The following is a 14,891-nucleotide window of genomic DNA, read 5'->3' as shown; positions in this document are numbered from 1 at the left end:
GTTGCCCCACTCAGCCGCTTTTCGCCAGACGCAAAAGGGTCTAATTCGCGGTCTTTCGTCCCTTGGGGGAGGAATGTGATGGCGTCCGTCGCTTCACCTGCCGTCGACATTCAGACGCGCGAGCGTCGTTTCTACTGCCGTATGGCCATCATGCTGGTGGTCCTGATGTTCCTCGGCTTCGCGCCGAGCTTCTACCTGCGCGGCATCGTGCCGGAGTATCCGCGGCCGAACCCAACCCTGCCGGTTTCTGTCATCCTGCACGGCCTGCTCTTCACGCTCTGGATGTTCGTTTTCGTCGCGCAGACCCAGCTCGTGGCTGCCGGCCGGCGCGACATCCACATGAAGCTGGGCAAGGCGTCCATGTTCTTGGCCATCACCATGGTGCCGTTCATGTATTTGATCGGCGTCTGGCAGGTCGCGCGACACAACGTCCCGCCCTTCACCACGCCGCTCGACTGGACCTCACTCCCGCTGTTCGCGCTGCCGGCGTTCGTCATCCTCGTCTGGCAGGGCTGGAAGCGCCGGCGCGAGGCACAGTGGCACAAAAGGCTGATGCTCGGAGCCGCGATGGTGGTCGTGCTCGGCCCCGGCTTCGGCCGCCTGCCGCTCGCGCCGCCGTCGAAGCCCGCCTTCGCCGCACAGATGATCGCATCGCTGCTGTTCTTCGTGCCGCTGTTCATCTGGGACAAGCGCTCGCTGGGCCACACGCACCCGGCCACCAAGGTCGCGTTCGGGGTCTACGCGCTTTCGATGCTCATCCCGGTAGCGCTGATCGTCAGCGGAACCTGGGCGCCGATCGCCGCGCAGCTACCGGGAGTCGGGAGTTAGGAACGCGCCACCATCATCCCATCATGATCCACCGAATGGCGGTCACGACCACGCCGCGCGTGGCCTTCCCTTCGACATCGCGCGCAGGTTCGAATGTCGCCCGCTCGGTCAGAATCCTGCACGTTGCGTTGTCGAGCTCCGCATTACCTGATGAGCGGAGTATCGAGCACTCGGTGATTGCGCCGGTGTCACTGATTCTAAGTCGGACGTGCGCCCGACCCATTCGGCCCGCTTTCATGGCCTCAACCGGATAATCGGCTGCGGTGAATAAGCCGCGAAAGCCTTTCTCGCGTCGGGGTGGTTTCGCAATGCGGCGCTGCTCCTCGACCGGATATCCCCATTTGACGCCGAGATTTGTCGCACAGTCGTCGAGAGCCTTCAGCGCCGCCGGATGTTCGGGAAGCGCGAAAGCGATCTTCACTTCTCCGGGAACATCGAAAGCCACGCTGGCCGCGTTGGTCAGAAGCTTATGGGAATCGGAGTCCATTCCCATCACCACGCTGCGCATGGTTAGAGTCTTGATCTCCTTGCTCAGGTTCCAGAGCAGCCGCGAGCTATACCAAACTTCGCTCGGCTCACCCCCGTCAAACCGCACGGTCGCATCGCCGCTCCCGAACAGCGCCCATTCCCGATTATAGAGGATGGTCGCGTTCGCGCCGGCTCCCATCGGGGCCTCGCTCAGAGCCAGGAACAAGGGATTGCGAGGTGATCCGTAGGAGCGGACGAGCAGGCACTCGTTCGCCTGCGTTTCCACCGTCCACTTGGCAGTCGGCTCCCGAACCTTCGGTGCCGCAAGTGCTGAAGCGGATGAGAGCACCAGGAGAACTGCAGCGACAGCCGACGCCGCTCCGCCGAGCATCGGTCGTTGGCGCATCAGAACATCTTCCAGAGGATGCTCTGAAAGGCCGCGCTTTTCGCTGGTTTTCCGTCAAGGCCGATCGCCGGCTTGTACTTGGCGCCCTGTTTGATCACCGCGCAGCTTTGCGCGTCCAGCGACGCAACTCCGCTGGGCTCGATCACGGTGCAGTCCGCGACTTTCCCCAACTCGTCCACGAGAACCACAAGCGAAACGCGTCCCGACTGTCCTCTCAAGGCTGCAATCCCGGGATAATCATCAGCGTTGAACAGCTGGGCGAGGTTCGCCGACGGCCCTTCCTTCAGCTCTGATCCGCCTTTCTCTTCGCTCCAGACCTTCCAGATCCTGCGAAGGTCGGCGGTGCAATTCCCAAGCGTGCTGAGCAAAGCAGGCATGCTGGTCACCGCAAAGGCATCCTCGCCGGTGGCTTGGCCCAGACCGAAACGTGTGCCGAGCCGCTCAATGCCTTTCTCGCGAACGCGCACGCGGATGGTCTTGGCCTGGCGGATGCTGGCAACGTCCTTGGCGGCAAGGGTCACGAAGCGGGCTCGCTGTCCCATGGACTTGACGCCGAACTCGAGAAAGCTGGTCCGAAGCGGCGGCGCCTCGTCGAAGACGATCTCCCCCTCGAGCTGGTTGGCATCCAGCTTCCCGCCCTTGCGGATGAATCCAAGCTGGATGGTATCGCCGACCGCGGGGGCCTTCAGCATCAGGTAAAACGGATCGGTCTCGGTCCCGTAATTGCGCGTGGCAATGCACTGCGCATCCGCGAAGTTGACGACCCATTTGCCGGTCGGCTGCAGCGCAGCTTCGGGAGCGGCGGTCGCCGCGGTTGAAGACGCCAATGCGGCGAGCGCCAAGAGCCGGGCAAGCATACGCGACCACTCCCCCAAACAGTCCCGAGCACTGCGACTGTAATTAAGCTGCGGCAGCCTTTCCAGCCCGTTCTGCCGCCATCGACTGGACGAGCTTCAGCGCTTCGTGAGCGGACACAGCCGATCCTTCCTGCCAGAGGCCGAGATAGGACAAATGCTCGCCCGCAAACACGATCGGTCCTTCCGGACGCAAGAGCTCAGCATATCCGTCACCGCGAGGGCCCGAATCGCCGGGGCCATTGCCCCAAAGAGCGCCTACGCCTTCCGAATAAGGGACCTGCCCCCAGTTCACGGCCAGCGGGCTTTCGAGGAGCTTGGACTTCCCCGGATGAAGCGCCTCGATCGACTCCCGGCTGATCCGGATCTGCTCCGCGATCGGCAGCTTGGTGAAGGCCTCCGGCGTGTTTTCGTGCGTCCATCCCGCGACATAGGCGCCGACGATCACACCCCGGGCGCCATGATGCCCGGAACTGGGATAAAGGACGTTTTCGTTCAGACGATCGGTCCAAGCCAACCCGCCATAAACGCCATCCGCTTCCCAGAACCGGGGCGCCTCGAAAGCGACCTTCGCACTCCGCAGGATCACGACCTTTTTGAGAGCGGCCTTCTTTGCGGCCGAGAAGTCGTTCGGAATCCGCTCCAGCAAGGTCGGCGGAAGCGTGACGATTGCGAAGTCGGCTTCGGTCGCCTGCCCGCCATGCTCGACGCGCACGCGATCGCCGATCCGCCGGATCCCGGTGACGGGCGTGTTCAGTCGAACGTTTGTCTTCACCTGCTCGTAGATCCCATGCGCGATGCGATCCATTCCGCCGACAGGCTGAAGCATGGTCGGCTGCATATCGATGATGGACTCGAAGATCTGCGGGAATGCCGCGCCGCGTGACGGAAGGATTTCCTTGAGCGTCAGCGGGTCGATCGCTTTCCCTTCGATCGTGTAACCGCCCGGCCATTGGGTATAGCCGGAGCTGGCGTTGCCCCGATAAACGCCTTTCTCGTCGAGGAAAGCGTAGAACCCGAGGAACTGCCGGAACGCATCCAACTCGTCCTTCGGCATCGCGGCGTTCAATGCGTTCTGGTCGATCGCCTTCGCCAGCAGTTCGCCCATCCGGCCGCGCAGGTCGTAGATCATCTGGCGACCGGAATGCACCTTGCCGTCGAAATCCCATCCGGTCGCGTGGTGACTGTTGATAAAGGTCTCGAGGGGGACGTTGAACCGCCGCGCGTAGCCCAGGATCACGTGGTGCCACGACGGGATGCGGGCTGGCCCCGCATTGAAGTACATTCCGTCCGAGAAATTGGCCTGCTGAAACGGCCGGTCGTTCTGGATCACCCGGTCCTTGCCTCGGATCGTCCAGGCCCGGCCTCCGACCCGGTCGCGGGCTTCGAGCACCGTTACGCGATAGCCGGCCTGCTGAAGCTCGTAGGCCGAGACCAGCCCTGCGATCCCCGCGCCGAGAACCACGACCGAGCGGCCGTTTCCGGATGACTTGGGAAGAGTGAAATCCGCCGCGGCGGCGGCTGTCGGGATCGACAGCCCCAGCATCTGCATCGCTGCGAGCGCCGCGCCGGCTCCGCCGACCTCCCCGACACGCAACAGCACTTCTCGCCGACTGACCGTCATGCCGCCTCCCCTGTTTCGATTTGCCTGAACTTACCTCCGGAACACTCGGCCACACGCTCGACTCGCCCCTGCGTCGTGCGACTGTCCGATAGACTGACAGGGAAATGCGGCTTGCGCCTCAAATATTCGACCAAGCACCGCATCGCCTCACGGTTTGGTGCGTTCTTTCAACAGTTTGAACCACCTCGACGGGAGACATAACAATGGAAAACAAGGACCAGATCACAGCACTCAACACGCTGACTGCGACGCTGATTGACAGCGTGAACGGCTACCGCGATGCCGCCGAGGATTCCGAAAGCGGCCGCTTCCAGCAGATGTTTCGAGAGCGCGCGGACGAGCGCAGCCAACTTGTTGAAGAGCTTCGCGATGAAGTACGAAGGCTCGGGGGAAACCCCGAAGACGACGGCAGCTTCATGGGCAAGACCCACCAGCGCTTCATGGACTTGAAGTCGGCGATCATGGGCCGCGACGAGAAAGCGGTGATCAACGAAGTCGAGCGTGGCGAAGACTATCTCAAGGAGAAGTTCGAGACCGCGATCGAAAGCGGCCATCTGGCCGGTGAAGCTCGCCAGTGCGTCGAACGCGCCTATCAGTCTATCCGCGCCGGCCACGACCAGATCAGCCAGCTCAAGCATGGCATGGAAGCGAACAGCTAGTCCCGATTGATCTTCCGGGAACCAACGGGCGGCGGCGCGAAAGCGTCGCCGCTTTTCTTCATGCCCCGAACAGAAGCTTGACGTGGCTCCGGAACAGCCGGGTCTGGCGGCCCATCATTGCGGGGTCGCGTAGCGCCTTGGCGTAAATGATCGCGCCTTCCACGATGATCGTGAGGTGGTCCGCAAGCGCATCAAGATCTGCCTCCATTTTCGGAGGATGAAGCTCGACGATTTCTTTCAGCCAGTCGGCGAAGCGCTGCCGCGTCCTCAGCAAATAATCGACATTCATCCTCTTCATCTCTGAATCGAACAGCCGCTCCTGGTAGGTCACACTCGCTACCATGCAGCCGGGATGAAGCGTCTCCATGTCGTCCATCATCTGGGCGTAGAGATTGAGGAAGATGAGCAGGCTCTGGAGCGGATCGTCGCTCAGCTCCCGCGCCCGCTGCTCCAGCGTCTCGATGATCTTCTCGTCTTCGGAAAGGAAGCGGTCGAACAGCTGCCGCGCCATGTCGTTCTTGTCGCGGAAATGATAGAAGAAGCCGCTCTTCGTGATGCCCGCGGCCTCGACCAATTCCTCGATCGAGGTGGCCGCGAACCCCTTCTCGACGATAGACTCGTAAGCGATGTCGAGGATCCGCTCGCGCGTCCGCTCACCTTTGGTCTGGGCGGCGGATTCCAACTGTACCTCAGGTCCAGTTTTCTCGATCAACCTGTCGACCATTGCCGCTTTGCCTCGCTGCGAACCCATGCCAAGCTACGCGAATAACAGGGGAAATCCCATTACGCGCAAGAACTGACCGCGCTCTTGCTAGAGCTGCTATAAGCGCTCGGAGTATTTACGTCCCCACACAGAATTGGGGGAGATGATGATCGGTTTGTACCACTATATTGCGGCCGGGCTGTTCGCCGGCTTTGCGCTGCTGGAACTCCTCCTCGCGGGTCGCAAGTTCCCGGCTATTACGCATTGGCGCCTGCAGGGCACCGCCTTCACCTTGCTCTATTTCGCCGTGGCCACTTACGCACCTCTATTCTGGGACGGATGGCTCGGCGAGCATCGTCTGTTCGCTGCCGACACGCTCCCCCTCTGGGTGCAGATTCTCGGCGGCTTCCTCGTGCTCGAGCTCGGCATCTATGCCTGGCACCGGACCATGCACAACGTGACGTTTCTGTGGCGCTGGTTCCATCAGATGCACCACAGCCCGGAGCGCGTGGATATCTGGGGTGCGCTCTACTTTCATCCGTTCGATTCGATCGGCTGGGCTTTCCTCGGCAGCCTTGCCCTGGTGCTCGGTTTCGGGGTCAGCGCGGAGGCGGCAATCGCGATCAATGTGATCGCGACCTTCTACGGCATGTTCCAGCACCTGAACGTCCGCACCCCGCATTGGCTGGGCTACATCATCCAGCGGCCGGAGAGTCATTCCTGCCATCACGAACGGGGTGTTCACGCGCGGAATTATTCCGACCTTCCGCTGTGGGACATGATCTTCGGAACGTTTCACAACCCGAAGGAATTCACCGGTGAGTGCGGCTTCTACGACGGCGGCTCGAAGCGCGTCGGGGACCTCCTGCGCGGAAAGCTGATCGCTTGACCGATGGGCGCCGGATCAAGTTATCCGGCGTTCAGCCTTCTGTGCTAAAGCGCGGGGCATCAGTAGGAGGACTACAATGCGTTCGGTCCTGTTGATTGCCCCGCTTCTTCTTTGCGCCGACCCGGCAGCCGCCCAGGTTGTTGGTGCCCCCGTCCAGTCCATCGCTCTCTACAGCTACGGCTTCAATCCGACCCCGATCGTACTCAATGCGGGTAAGGCGGTGACTTTGAGCTTCGTCAATCGCGCCGGGAAGAGCCACGACTTCACCGCCGAGAAGTTCTTCCGCGCGTCGAAGATTCTTTCGGGCAAGGTCGGAGAGGGCGAAGTGGACCTCGCCCCCGGCCAGACGGCAAGCGTCACGCTCATTCCCGCCGCCGGGCGTTACAAGGCTCATTGCGGACACCCGTTCCACAAGATGCTCGGAATGCATACGGACATCATCGTCCGTTAGTCGGGCCTATGGCTTGCCGAAAGTCTTCACGAGCTTGAGTTTGAACTCCGGCTGGCTTTCCCTTCTCTCATAGTCTTCCTGCACCAAAGGCGCTCGCAGACGGTGCCCGAAGCGCGTCGTCCCGTGGCCATTCAGGTTCGCGGTCACCGACAGGGTGGGGCTGAAACTGTGCGTGTAGGCGAGGTTCAGCGAATATATTCGCTGCGGCGGCGGATCTGGAAATCGCGTGACGGGCTCTCGTAGGTCAGCTGCACCTGCGCGATGTCGCCCGTGGAGGTTGTAAATCACGAATTGCTTGGGTGGGTCGGATTGACCGGATCTGGCCGGCCGCTCGAAAGCGCCTGGCCTAAATAGAAATGGGGGCCGGCATTGCTGCCAGCCCCCACTGCGCCGAGCGAAGGATATGCCGGTCAAGTGGTCCAAGTCCCAGGGGACCTATTCCAAAAGTCCTGGCTCACCAGCTCAGGCGTCGCTTCCCATCTGACAGCTCCCTCCGAAGAGGAGACCGACCGTCTACTTGGCTGCGCTGCCCGAAGGCTCGCTTCCCTTTCGACTATCGGTGCCTGGCTAAGCCAAAGCCACCCGATGTTCTGCGGCCCTTCTTGGGTCGACCACTCTTGCGTTTCGCTTTGTTCTTCCGCCCGAGGGCTTCCGAACCGCGTCGCGCTAGAGGAAGATCAACTCTTCCGGCGCCTCTTCCCGACTGGCGCCACAAACCTCCGAAGAGTTTCGCATTGCCTGTCGGCGGAGATCGGTCCTTCCGTCACCCTCCGCTCCCTTCTGTCCCTTGCGGGCCTTCCGGTGGAGGCGGGGACTTCCGTCCCGATCACCATTTGACAATGCACGTCGCCGCCGAGTCGGGGAAGCGAAAAATATGTGCTCAGGCCTGTGGATAACGGGGATACTGGGAACAACAGTCGGAACATTTCATGATTCCCACGAGTCGCCCACTTTGGTTGCCGTTCCGTTCCCCCTAACCTACCTCCAACCCGTGCCAGATTCGTCCGCCGACCTGCCCGACTCGCCCGACTCGAGTCGCGAAGCCCCCTGGCTCGCCGGCCTGAACCCGCCGCAGCGGGAGGCCGTGCTTACGACTGAGGGCCCCGTGCTGGTCCTCGCCGGCGCCGGCACCGGCAAGACCTCCGCCCTCACCGCTCGCCTCGCCAACCTCATCGCAACCCGCAAGGCGTGGCCGAGCCAGATCCTCGCCGTCACCTTCACCAACAAGGCCGCGCGCGAGATGAAGGAGCGCATCGCCAGGATCAGCGGCGGAGCGATCGAGGGCATGCCGTGGCTCGGCACCTTCCACTCGGTCGCCGCGCGCATGCTCCGCAGCCATGCCGAGCTCGTCGGCCTGCAGTCCAACTTCACCATCCTCGACACCGACGACCAGCTCCGCGTCCTCAAGCAGCTGATCAGCGCCGTCAATCTCGACGAGAAGCGCTGGCCCGCGCGTCAGCTCGCCACCCTCATCGATCGCTGGAAGAACCGCGGCTGGACTCCGAAAGAGGTCGACCTCGGCGAAGCGGAAGCGTTCGGCCCCGGCCGCGGCCGCGAGCTCTACGCCGCCTACCAGGACCGCCTGCGCACCCTGAACGCCTGCGACTTCGGCGACCTCCTGCTCCACATGCTGACGATCTTCCGCACGCACCCCGACGTGCTGGAGAGCTACCGCGACCGTTTCCGCTACATCCTGGTCGACGAATATCAGGACACCAACCAGTCGCAGTACGCCTGGCTCAAGCTCCTTGCCGAGCCGCGCCGCAACCTCTGCTGCGTCGGCGACGACGACCAGTCGATCTATTCCTGGCGCGGCGCGGAGGTCGCCAACATCCTCCGCTTCGAAAAGGACTTCCCCGGCGCGAAGGTCATCCGCCTGGAACAGAACTACCGCTCCACCTCGCACATCCTGGCCGCCGCCGACGGCCTCATCGCCAACAATGCCGGCCGCCTCGGCAAGACACTCTGGACCGACAAGGGCGACGGCGAGAAGGTCAAGGTCGTCGGCATCTGGGACGGCCCGGAGGAGGCGCGCCGCATCGGCGAGGATGTCGAGGGCATGCAGCGCCGCGGGCTAAGCCTCGACGACGTCGCCATCCTCGTCCGCGCCCAGTTCCAGACGCGCGAGTTCGAAGAGCGCTTCATCGCGATCGGCCTGCCCTACCAGATCATCGGCGGCTTCCGCTTCTACGAACGCGCCGAGATCCGCGACGCCCTCGCCTACCTCCGCCTCATCCACCAGCCCGCCGACGACCTCGCGTTCGAGCGCATCGTCAACCAGCCCAAGCGCGGCCTCGGCGACAAGGCAATCGCCACCATCCACGCGCACGCGCGCGCGTCTCAGGAGCCGCTTCTGATCGCCGCCGCCAAGCTTCTCGACACGGACGAGCTTCAGTCCCGCGCCCGCTCTAGCCTCGGCCGTTTCGTCGCCGACATCGCCCGCTGGAAGCAGATGGCGAACGAGCTTCCCCATGCCGAGCTCGCCCGCATCATGCTCGACGAAAGCGGCTATACCGCCATGCTCCAGGCCGAGCGCAGCGCGGAATCCGCCGGCCGCCTCGAAAACCTCGCCGAGCTCACCCGCGCGATGGAGGAATATGAAAGCCTCCCTGCCTTCCTCGAACACGTCAGCCTCGTCATGGACAATGACGAGAACCGGCAGGGCGAGAAGGTCACCATCATGACCATCCACGCCGCCAAGGGGCTGGAGTTCGACATCGTCTATTTGCCCGGCTGGGAGGAAGGTATCTTCCCGTCGCAGCGCGCGCTCGACGAAGGCGGCCTCGCCAGCCTCGAGGAGGAACGCCGCCTCGCCTACGTCGCCATCACCCGCGCGCGGAAAAAGGCGACGGTGATGCACGCCGCCAACCGGCGCATCTACGGCCAGTGGACCAGCTCCCTCCCCAGCCGCTTCGTCGGCGAGCTTCCCGAAGCGCATATCGATCAGGAAACGACCATGTCCGGCGGCGAGAGCCTGTGGCGCGCGCAATGGAGCGAGCGCGCCGATCCCTTCGCTCACCTCGGCCCCGCGCAAGGCATGCGAGCCGCGACCCGCGGCCCCGGCTGGCAGCGCGCGAGCCAGGGCGGCCGCTTCAACCGCGACCCCCAGCGCGTGATCGAAGCCAAGGCGTCTGCGGTGTCGCTAGGCAACCAGGGACGGACGGACCTGGAGCTCGGCCAGCGCGTGTTCCACGGCAAGTTCGGCTACGGCAAGATCGTCGCGCAGGAAGGCAACAAGCTCGAGATCGAGTTTGAGCATGCGGGGTTGAAGAAGGTTTTGGATTCTTTCGTCAGCGCCTCTTAGCGACTGTTACGTCGTGTTTTCTTCCGACCTCTTACAGACATTAGGCCAACAGTTCCTTTTCGGACTCGGTCGTGGGTCATCACCTCAGTAAGATCGGCCCGCGCCATCACTGCCGAGGAAATCGTCGCTGAGCGCCCACCCCGGAACCCATGATAGCCAAGCCCGAGTCCCAGACTTCAATTGGGAAGTCCAGCCAGACAGTCTTTTGTAGACCGATGTCCAACGAAGGCCGCCACGGGAGCAAATCCCGTGACGTCGGACGCGTCTCGCAGCGCAGCTTAGGCCGCGCGCAACTTCGCCTTGGTGGAAATCCGGCAATCGCGGATCTCGCAGGCCTTCAGGCTTCGGCGCTCTCCGCCAGCTGCGCGGCTTTCGCGGCGGCCAGGTCTGCGCGCATCTTCTCGGTGCGATCGGCTCGCGTGGCCATTTCCATCCACGCGGCCTCTGCACGGAGGCAGCGATCGCGCACGTTCTCGAGCGTCGCTTCGTCAGCCTCGGCGCGAGCCTGCTCGGCGCGGAGCCGGTAGACATCGCGGTCTTTCAATTGCCGTACGGATACGGGCTCGACCATTGTTCAACTCCTGGCTCCCTCCGCCCGCCCCGCGCGAGGCGGAGCGGGCCGAAGGTCCTCCCGAAAACGGGAGGGAATTCGCTTACGTTACGCGGACTGAAGGTTGACGGCGCTCATCTTACCGCGCCGGTCTTCTTCGAGCTCGTAGCTGACGCGCTGGTCCTTCTGCAGCGTGCGCATTCCGGCACGCTCAACGGCCGTGATGTGGACGAAAGCGTCGTTGCCGCCGTCCTCGGGTGCGATGAAGCCGTAGCCCTTTTGGTCGTTGAAAAACTTTACTGTGCCGATCGGCATATTGTCGTTCCTTCCATGGAGGACCGCCAATCGGTCCTCTGGCGCTAGGAGAGGCGATAGAAGGAATGAGGAGCCGCAAAGCGCCTGGAGACCGTTCGATTGCGACTAGTAGCGCCCCCCACATAAGCCTTTTGCCCGCAAATGTAACCTTTGAGCCAGAACGATGCCGGGAAGCTGGCGTTGACTCAGCTCTTCAAGCCAAAGGGCGACGCACTCAATAGGCGGGGTCAGTAACGGATGCCCGGCCGGTAGTACCTCGCCGCTTGGTCCGCGCGAGCGACTTGGTTGCGGCTGCAGATGTTGTCGGCCCGGATCCGGTAGCCGCGGGCGTTGTAGTAGACGTCGCACTTGTTGGTGAAACGGACGTGCAGCCCGCCGTCGTAGGATGGCAGAAGCATGATGTCGTTCCAGCTTCCGCCCGGGTTGTAGCCGCCACCGCCCGGATAATAGCCGCTGTGCCGCCGCCAATCGGCCATTGCCCGATCGGCGATCGATCGCTGCCGGATGTTGCAGCCGCCCTTGCTGCGAAGGTGCTGGCCCATCCAGTTGTAATAGACACGGCAGCCATCGGCGAACTGGACGCGGTCGTACCGGATGTCGGTGATCCGGTACTGACGGTTCGCTCCCGGATATTGCGGATCGTAATAGGTGTGGTCGTTGCCGGGGTAACCTGGATAGCCCGGCTGCGGCGGATAGCCCGGATAGCCGCCTCGGTACGGCGCGATGGCCCGCTCCGCCTGCGCCCTCTGGTAGGACGTGCAGCTGCGATCGACGCTCTCGATCGTCAGGTTGCGGTTGTAATGGACCGTGCACGGACCGGGGAATTCGACGTTGAGTTCGCCGTTGCTCTGGCGCACGACCTGCTGCGCAGCGACCGGCGACGCCAAGCCTCCCGAAACGATCGCGATGGTCGATAGCGAAACCAACTGCCGCATGGATGCACCTCCAGATTTGAGGATAATGCCGGATTGCGCGGGCAGAGGGATTTACACTCTACCGCTGATCTGGCGCAATCTGGACTTTATCCCAGCGTAAGAAAACCGCGAGAATCCGCAGTTTTCTTTGCTCCAGCACACGAAGACTGATATGAATCAATGCGTCGCTCTTGTCCCCCGGTAGCACCTGCTTCCGGGTCTGCGTTCACCCGATAAAGCGTTCGTCGAGTCACCCGCGTTCAAAACAACGGAGGAGGGCAAGTTGCGCAAATATCTTCTGGCCGCCGCGGCCGCGGCCGCAATCGCTTCACCTGCAGTCGCCCGTGATGGAAGCGGCTATTTCGGAGTGGAGGGCGGCGCGCTCTTCCCGAAAGACAGCCACGTCGATTTCGCCGGCACGTATACCTATTCCGAAGGCGGCACTTATGACTTCGTCGCCGACTTCAAGACCAATTACAAAACCGGCGTCGATGTCGACGTGATCGGGGGCTACGACTTCGGCATGTTCCGGCTCGAAGGCGAGCTCGGCTGGAAACAGGCCAAGCACAAAAGCTATGACAATGCGACATTGGTCGCGACGAGCAGTGAAGGCGACACCTTTACCTATGGCCCATACGACGCGGATGCCGACGGCAAGACGACGGTCCTGTCGGCGATGGTCAATGCCTTGCTCGACTTTGGCGATGAAAACGGCCTGAGCTTTTACGCCGGCGGCGGCGTCGGCTGGGCACAGACGAAATACCGCGTCTCGCTCGACTCAACAGATACGACAATCGACGATTTGTCGGGCACAGCGAAGGATAGCGGTTTCGCCTGGCAGGGGATCGCCGGGGTTCGGTACGCTTTGTCTCCCAACATCGATCTCGGGCTGAAGTATCGCTACTTCAGGGGACCGCGCGTGAAGGAAAGCGAGGTCTTTGCCTCAGGCGCCTCGGTAAGCGGGACGTTCGACGCCCGAACGCGGTTCCAGTCGCACAGCTTGCTGGCGAGCTTGATCTACAACTTCGCGGCTCCACCACCGCCTCCACCTCCACCGCCACCACCACCGCCTCCTCCGCCGCCGCCGCCTCCACCGGCGACGCAGACGTGTCCGGACGGCTCGGTGATATTGGCGACGGATGCCTGTCCGGTACCGCCGCCACCGCCTCCTCCGCCGCCTCCGGCGCCAGAGAGAGGATAGGCGTAACCCGATCGAAACTGGGCGGGGTGGGCAACCACTCCGCCCTTTTCGTTGGAGCTAGCTTTCCCAGCCTTCGAGAGCCGGCCCGAGCGCTTCCTTCAGCTCACCCAACCACGGTTCGTAAGGCCGCCAGGCGTCGACGCCGTCCCGGTTGATCGGTCGCCGCACCTGCTCCGCGCTCGGCGTTCGAACCGCCCTCTTGTTGGCATGGAATTCGAGGCAGGCATCATCGAACGGAACGCCGATGTAAGCGAGCAGCCGCCGCACCTCTCCGTCCGGATCTTCGATCAGCTTCTCGTTGAGCAGGCGGTGGACCGCGCCTGGCTGGACGCCGTCGAAGTGCCGCATGAAACGCCAGTAATCGTAGTAGAATTCGCCGATCGAACGGAGGCTGTAGGAGAACGTCACACCAGTCGCGTAATTCTGTTTGAAGTTCGAAAACCCGCACGCCATCGGATATCGCCGAGCATCGACCATCTTCGCATTCGGGAGCGCCAGCCGGATCAAGGTCGCGTTGATCCAGTTTCCCGGCATCTTGTCCACGAAATAGGGCTTGCCGGTCTGTCGGAACGGCCGGGTCCGCTCCATATATTCCTCGCCGATCGCCGCGATCTCCGACGGTTCGAGCGCCGCGATCGCCTCGCCGATGGTTTGGCCGGATGACCGCCGAAGCCGAGCGGCGATGGTGTTCATCACCGGAAGCTCGGCCGTACCCTCGATCAGCGGATGACTGGCGAGGATCTGCTCGACGAGCGTCGACCCCGAGCGGTGCAGCCCGAATACGAAGATAGGATCTTTCGCCGTGCACCCCGCGCCCGCGAAACGCTTGAAGATTTCCGGAGTGCAGTGCGCGAGCGCGTCCTCGACCGGCTCTGTGATCGGGATCGTCTCGGGATCCAGCTGCCGTGTGCGAAGCGCATTGCCCGCGGCATAATGACGGAACGAAGCCTCGTAGTCCCCCTGATCCTCATACGCCTTGCCGAGCGCAAAATGGATATGCAGCGCCTCATCGAGCGAGACATTCTGCCGAAGCGCTTGCTGCATCTGGGCAATGTCCGGCGCTGAAAACCGATACGACTTGAAGTTGGCGAGCGTCCAATAAGCCTGACCCATGGTGGGCTGCAGCTTGGTCGCTCGCTTCAGCGCCTTCACTGCCTCGTCGATCCGGCCAACTGTCCGAAGCGCATTGGCGAGGTTCATCCACGTTCCCGCGCGGTTCGGCTGCTCACGAAGCATGCGCTTGTAGGTATCGATCTGGGCGTCGTGCATGCCGAGCAGGCCAAGCGTCTTCGCCTCCATCCCGCTGACTTCCAGCTTCTTTCGGAAATTGGGCGGAAGCTCTTCGAATTCGCGGAGGGCCAGAGCCGCACCTGCGTGCTTCAACAGATGCTCGATCAACGCGAGCCGTCTCTCCGGCCTGGGATCAGCCGAAACGGCGCGGCGAAGCAGGACGGTCGCATCCTCGATCTGACGATCCTCGGCGGAAATCTGAGCGAGCACCGTCAGCGCGTCCGCGTCCGTCGGGTCTTCCGCCAGCCTGTCGCGAAGATGCATCTGCGCCTTCAGCCGATTGCCCGACCGCAAGGCGGCAGACGCGAAATCGAGCGCAACCTTCGACTTCGCCGATGCGTCCCTCGATAAGGGGTTCGAAAACATCCCGTTCAGTGGAACTCCGACGTCGCCCGCTGTCAACGGTCACGCACCCGAGACATTGACAGTCCATTA

The 14,891-nt window shown here is 62.7% G+C and carries 15 protein-coding genes; 6 read left to right on the top strand and 9 right to left on the bottom strand.

What is annotated here, in order from left to right; genetic code table 11:
* The first annotated feature begins 78 nt into the window (after positions 1-78).
* The gene (locus tag ACMC5O_RS02300) at positions 79-828 is read left to right on the top strand and encodes a hypothetical protein (protein WP_187707875.1); all 750 of its coding nucleotides are present in this window, start codon (positions 79-81) and stop codon (positions 826-828) included.
* 13 nt (positions 829-841) lie between these two features.
* Here the strand turns inward: ACMC5O_RS02300 and ACMC5O_RS02295 are convergent, their stop codons facing one another.
* From ACMC5O_RS02295 to ACMC5O_RS02285, 3 genes are read right to left on the bottom strand one after another with little or no spacing between them, the layout of a single operon-like run.
* On the bottom strand, positions 842-1,702 hold the full coding sequence (locus tag ACMC5O_RS02295; RefSeq protein ID WP_426693190.1) for an energy transducer TonB: 861 nt from the start codon (positions 1,700-1,702) through the stop codon (positions 842-844).
* Positions 1,702-2,559 carry an energy transducer TonB gene (locus ACMC5O_RS02290; RefSeq protein ID WP_426693189.1) on the bottom strand — a complete coding sequence of 286 codons (858 nt, stop codon included), beginning with the start codon at positions 2,557-2,559 and terminating at the stop codon, positions 1,702-1,704. The genes ACMC5O_RS02295 and ACMC5O_RS02290 overlap by 1 nt, the downstream gene beginning before the upstream one ends.
* A 43-nt stretch (positions 2,560-2,602) precedes the next feature.
* Positions 2,603-4,180: a flavin monoamine oxidase family protein gene (locus ACMC5O_RS02285; protein ID WP_187707879.1), complete on the bottom strand. Its 1,578-nt coding sequence runs from the start codon at positions 4,178-4,180 to the stop codon at positions 2,603-2,605.
* Positions 4,181-4,383: 203 nt separating this feature from the next.
* Between ACMC5O_RS02285 and ACMC5O_RS02280 the strand changes: the two genes are divergently transcribed.
* On the top strand, positions 4,384-4,839 hold the full coding sequence (locus ACMC5O_RS02280) for a ferritin-like domain-containing protein (RefSeq protein WP_426693188.1): 456 nt from the start codon (positions 4,384-4,386) through the stop codon (positions 4,837-4,839).
* A gap of 58 nt (positions 4,840-4,897) precedes the next feature.
* Here ACMC5O_RS02280 and ACMC5O_RS02275 read toward each other — a convergent pair whose 3' ends face one another.
* On the bottom strand, positions 4,898-5,563 hold the full coding sequence (locus ACMC5O_RS02275) for a TetR/AcrR family transcriptional regulator (RefSeq protein ID WP_426693187.1): 666 nt from the start codon (positions 5,561-5,563) through the stop codon (positions 4,898-4,900).
* Between the two features lie 142 nt (positions 5,564-5,705).
* Between ACMC5O_RS02275 and ACMC5O_RS02270 the strand changes: the two genes are divergently transcribed.
* Together ACMC5O_RS02270 and ACMC5O_RS02265 are read left to right on the top strand one after the other, a co-directional pair.
* Positions 5,706-6,431: a sterol desaturase family protein gene (locus tag ACMC5O_RS02270; protein ID WP_222949802.1), complete on the top strand. Its 726-nt coding sequence runs from the start codon at positions 5,706-5,708 to the stop codon at positions 6,429-6,431.
* A 76-nt stretch (positions 6,432-6,507) separates the two neighbouring features.
* Complete coding sequence (locus ACMC5O_RS02265; RefSeq protein WP_426693186.1) at positions 6,508-6,882, top strand: cupredoxin domain-containing protein; 375 nt, start codon at positions 6,508-6,510, stop codon at positions 6,880-6,882.
* A 6-nt stretch (positions 6,883-6,888) separates the two neighbouring features.
* Here the strand turns inward: ACMC5O_RS02265 and ACMC5O_RS02260 are convergent, their stop codons facing one another.
* Complete coding sequence (locus ACMC5O_RS02260) at positions 6,889-7,029, bottom strand: hypothetical protein (protein ID WP_426693185.1); 141 nt, start codon at positions 7,027-7,029, stop codon at positions 6,889-6,891.
* Between the two features lie 865 nt (positions 7,030-7,894).
* On the opposite strand from ACMC5O_RS02260, the gene ACMC5O_RS02255 reads away from it, so the two are divergent.
* The gene (locus ACMC5O_RS02255) at positions 7,895-10,186 is read left to right on the top strand and encodes an ATP-dependent helicase (RefSeq protein WP_425506907.1); all 2,292 of its coding nucleotides are present in this window, start codon (positions 7,895-7,897) and stop codon (positions 10,184-10,186) included.
* A 337-nt stretch (positions 10,187-10,523) separates the two neighbouring features.
* Here the strand turns inward: ACMC5O_RS02255 and ACMC5O_RS02250 are convergent, their stop codons facing one another.
* The 3 genes from ACMC5O_RS02250 to ACMC5O_RS02240 all read right to left on the bottom strand — a co-directional run bounded on the left by ACMC5O_RS02250 (position 10,524) and on the right by ACMC5O_RS02240 (position 11,986).
* A complete protein-coding gene (locus tag ACMC5O_RS02250) occupies positions 10,524-10,757 on the bottom strand; it encodes a hypothetical protein (protein ID WP_343070176.1) in 234 nt (77 codons plus the stop codon).
* 87 nt (positions 10,758-10,844) lie between these two features.
* Positions 10,845-11,051 carry a cold-shock protein gene (locus tag ACMC5O_RS02245; protein WP_187707884.1) on the bottom strand — a complete coding sequence of 69 codons (207 nt, stop codon included), beginning with the start codon at positions 11,049-11,051 and terminating at the stop codon, positions 10,845-10,847.
* A gap of 227 nt (positions 11,052-11,278) precedes the next feature.
* Positions 11,279-11,986: a hypothetical protein gene (locus ACMC5O_RS02240; RefSeq protein WP_187707885.1), complete on the bottom strand. Its 708-nt coding sequence runs from the start codon at positions 11,984-11,986 to the stop codon at positions 11,279-11,281.
* Between the two features lie 262 nt (positions 11,987-12,248).
* On the opposite strand from ACMC5O_RS02240, the gene ACMC5O_RS02235 reads away from it, so the two are divergent.
* A complete protein-coding gene (locus ACMC5O_RS02235) occupies positions 12,249-13,166 on the top strand; it encodes an outer membrane protein (protein ID WP_187707886.1) in 918 nt (305 codons plus the stop codon).
* A 57-nt stretch (positions 13,167-13,223) separates the two neighbouring features.
* On the opposite strand, the gene ACMC5O_RS02230 is transcribed toward ACMC5O_RS02235, so the two are convergent.
* Positions 13,224-14,822 (bottom strand): sulfotransferase, encoded by a 1,599-nt coding sequence (locus tag ACMC5O_RS02230; RefSeq protein WP_426693184.1) that lies wholly within the window; start codon positions 14,820-14,822, stop codon positions 13,224-13,226.
* Positions 14,823-14,891: the final 69 nt, after the last annotated feature.

The organism is Sphingomonas sediminicola, assembly GCF_049991885.1.
GTDB lineage: Bacteria > Pseudomonadota > Alphaproteobacteria > Sphingomonadales > Sphingomonadaceae > Sphingomicrobium > Sphingomicrobium sediminicola.
This window is presented reverse-complemented; position numbering and strand designations above follow the sequence as displayed.

Excerpts from the sequence above, each read along its gene's own strand:
- ACMC5O_RS02265 (WP_426693186.1), top strand. The coding sequence starts at position 6,508 with ATGCGTTCGGTCCTGTTGATTGCCCCGCTTCTTCTTTGCGCCGACCCG.
- ACMC5O_RS02250 (WP_343070176.1), bottom strand. The coding sequence starts at position 10,757 with ATGGTCGAGCCCGTATCCGTACGGCAATTGAAAGACCGCGATGTCTAC.
- ACMC5O_RS02280 (WP_426693188.1), top strand. The coding sequence starts at position 4,384 with ATGGAAAACAAGGACCAGATCACAGCACTCAACACGCTGACTGCGACG.
- ACMC5O_RS02295 (WP_426693190.1), bottom strand. The coding sequence starts at position 1,702 with ATGCGCCAACGACCGATGCTCGGCGGAGCGGCGTCGGCTGTCGCTGCA.
- ACMC5O_RS02230 (WP_426693184.1), bottom strand. The coding sequence starts at position 14,822 with ATGTTTTCGAACCCCTTATCGAGGGACGCATCGGCGAAGTCGAAGGTT.
- ACMC5O_RS02275 (WP_426693187.1), bottom strand. The coding sequence starts at position 5,563 with ATGGTCGACAGGTTGATCGAGAAAACTGGACCTGAGGTACAGTTGGAA.
- ACMC5O_RS02290 (WP_426693189.1), bottom strand. The coding sequence starts at position 2,559 with ATGCTTGCCCGGCTCTTGGCGCTCGCCGCATTGGCGTCTTCAACCGCG.
- ACMC5O_RS02270 (WP_222949802.1), top strand. The coding sequence starts at position 5,706 with ATGATGATCGGTTTGTACCACTATATTGCGGCCGGGCTGTTCGCCGGC.
- ACMC5O_RS02245 (WP_187707884.1), bottom strand. The coding sequence starts at position 11,051 with ATGCCGATCGGCACAGTAAAGTTTTTCAACGACCAAAAGGGCTACGGC.
- ACMC5O_RS02285 (WP_187707879.1), bottom strand. The coding sequence starts at position 4,180 with ATGACGGTCAGTCGGCGAGAAGTGCTGTTGCGTGTCGGGGAGGTCGGC.
- ACMC5O_RS02240 (WP_187707885.1), bottom strand. The coding sequence starts at position 11,986 with ATGCGGCAGTTGGTTTCGCTATCGACCATCGCGATCGTTTCGGGAGGC.
- ACMC5O_RS02300 (WP_187707875.1), top strand. The coding sequence starts at position 79 with ATGGCGTCCGTCGCTTCACCTGCCGTCGACATTCAGACGCGCGAGCGT.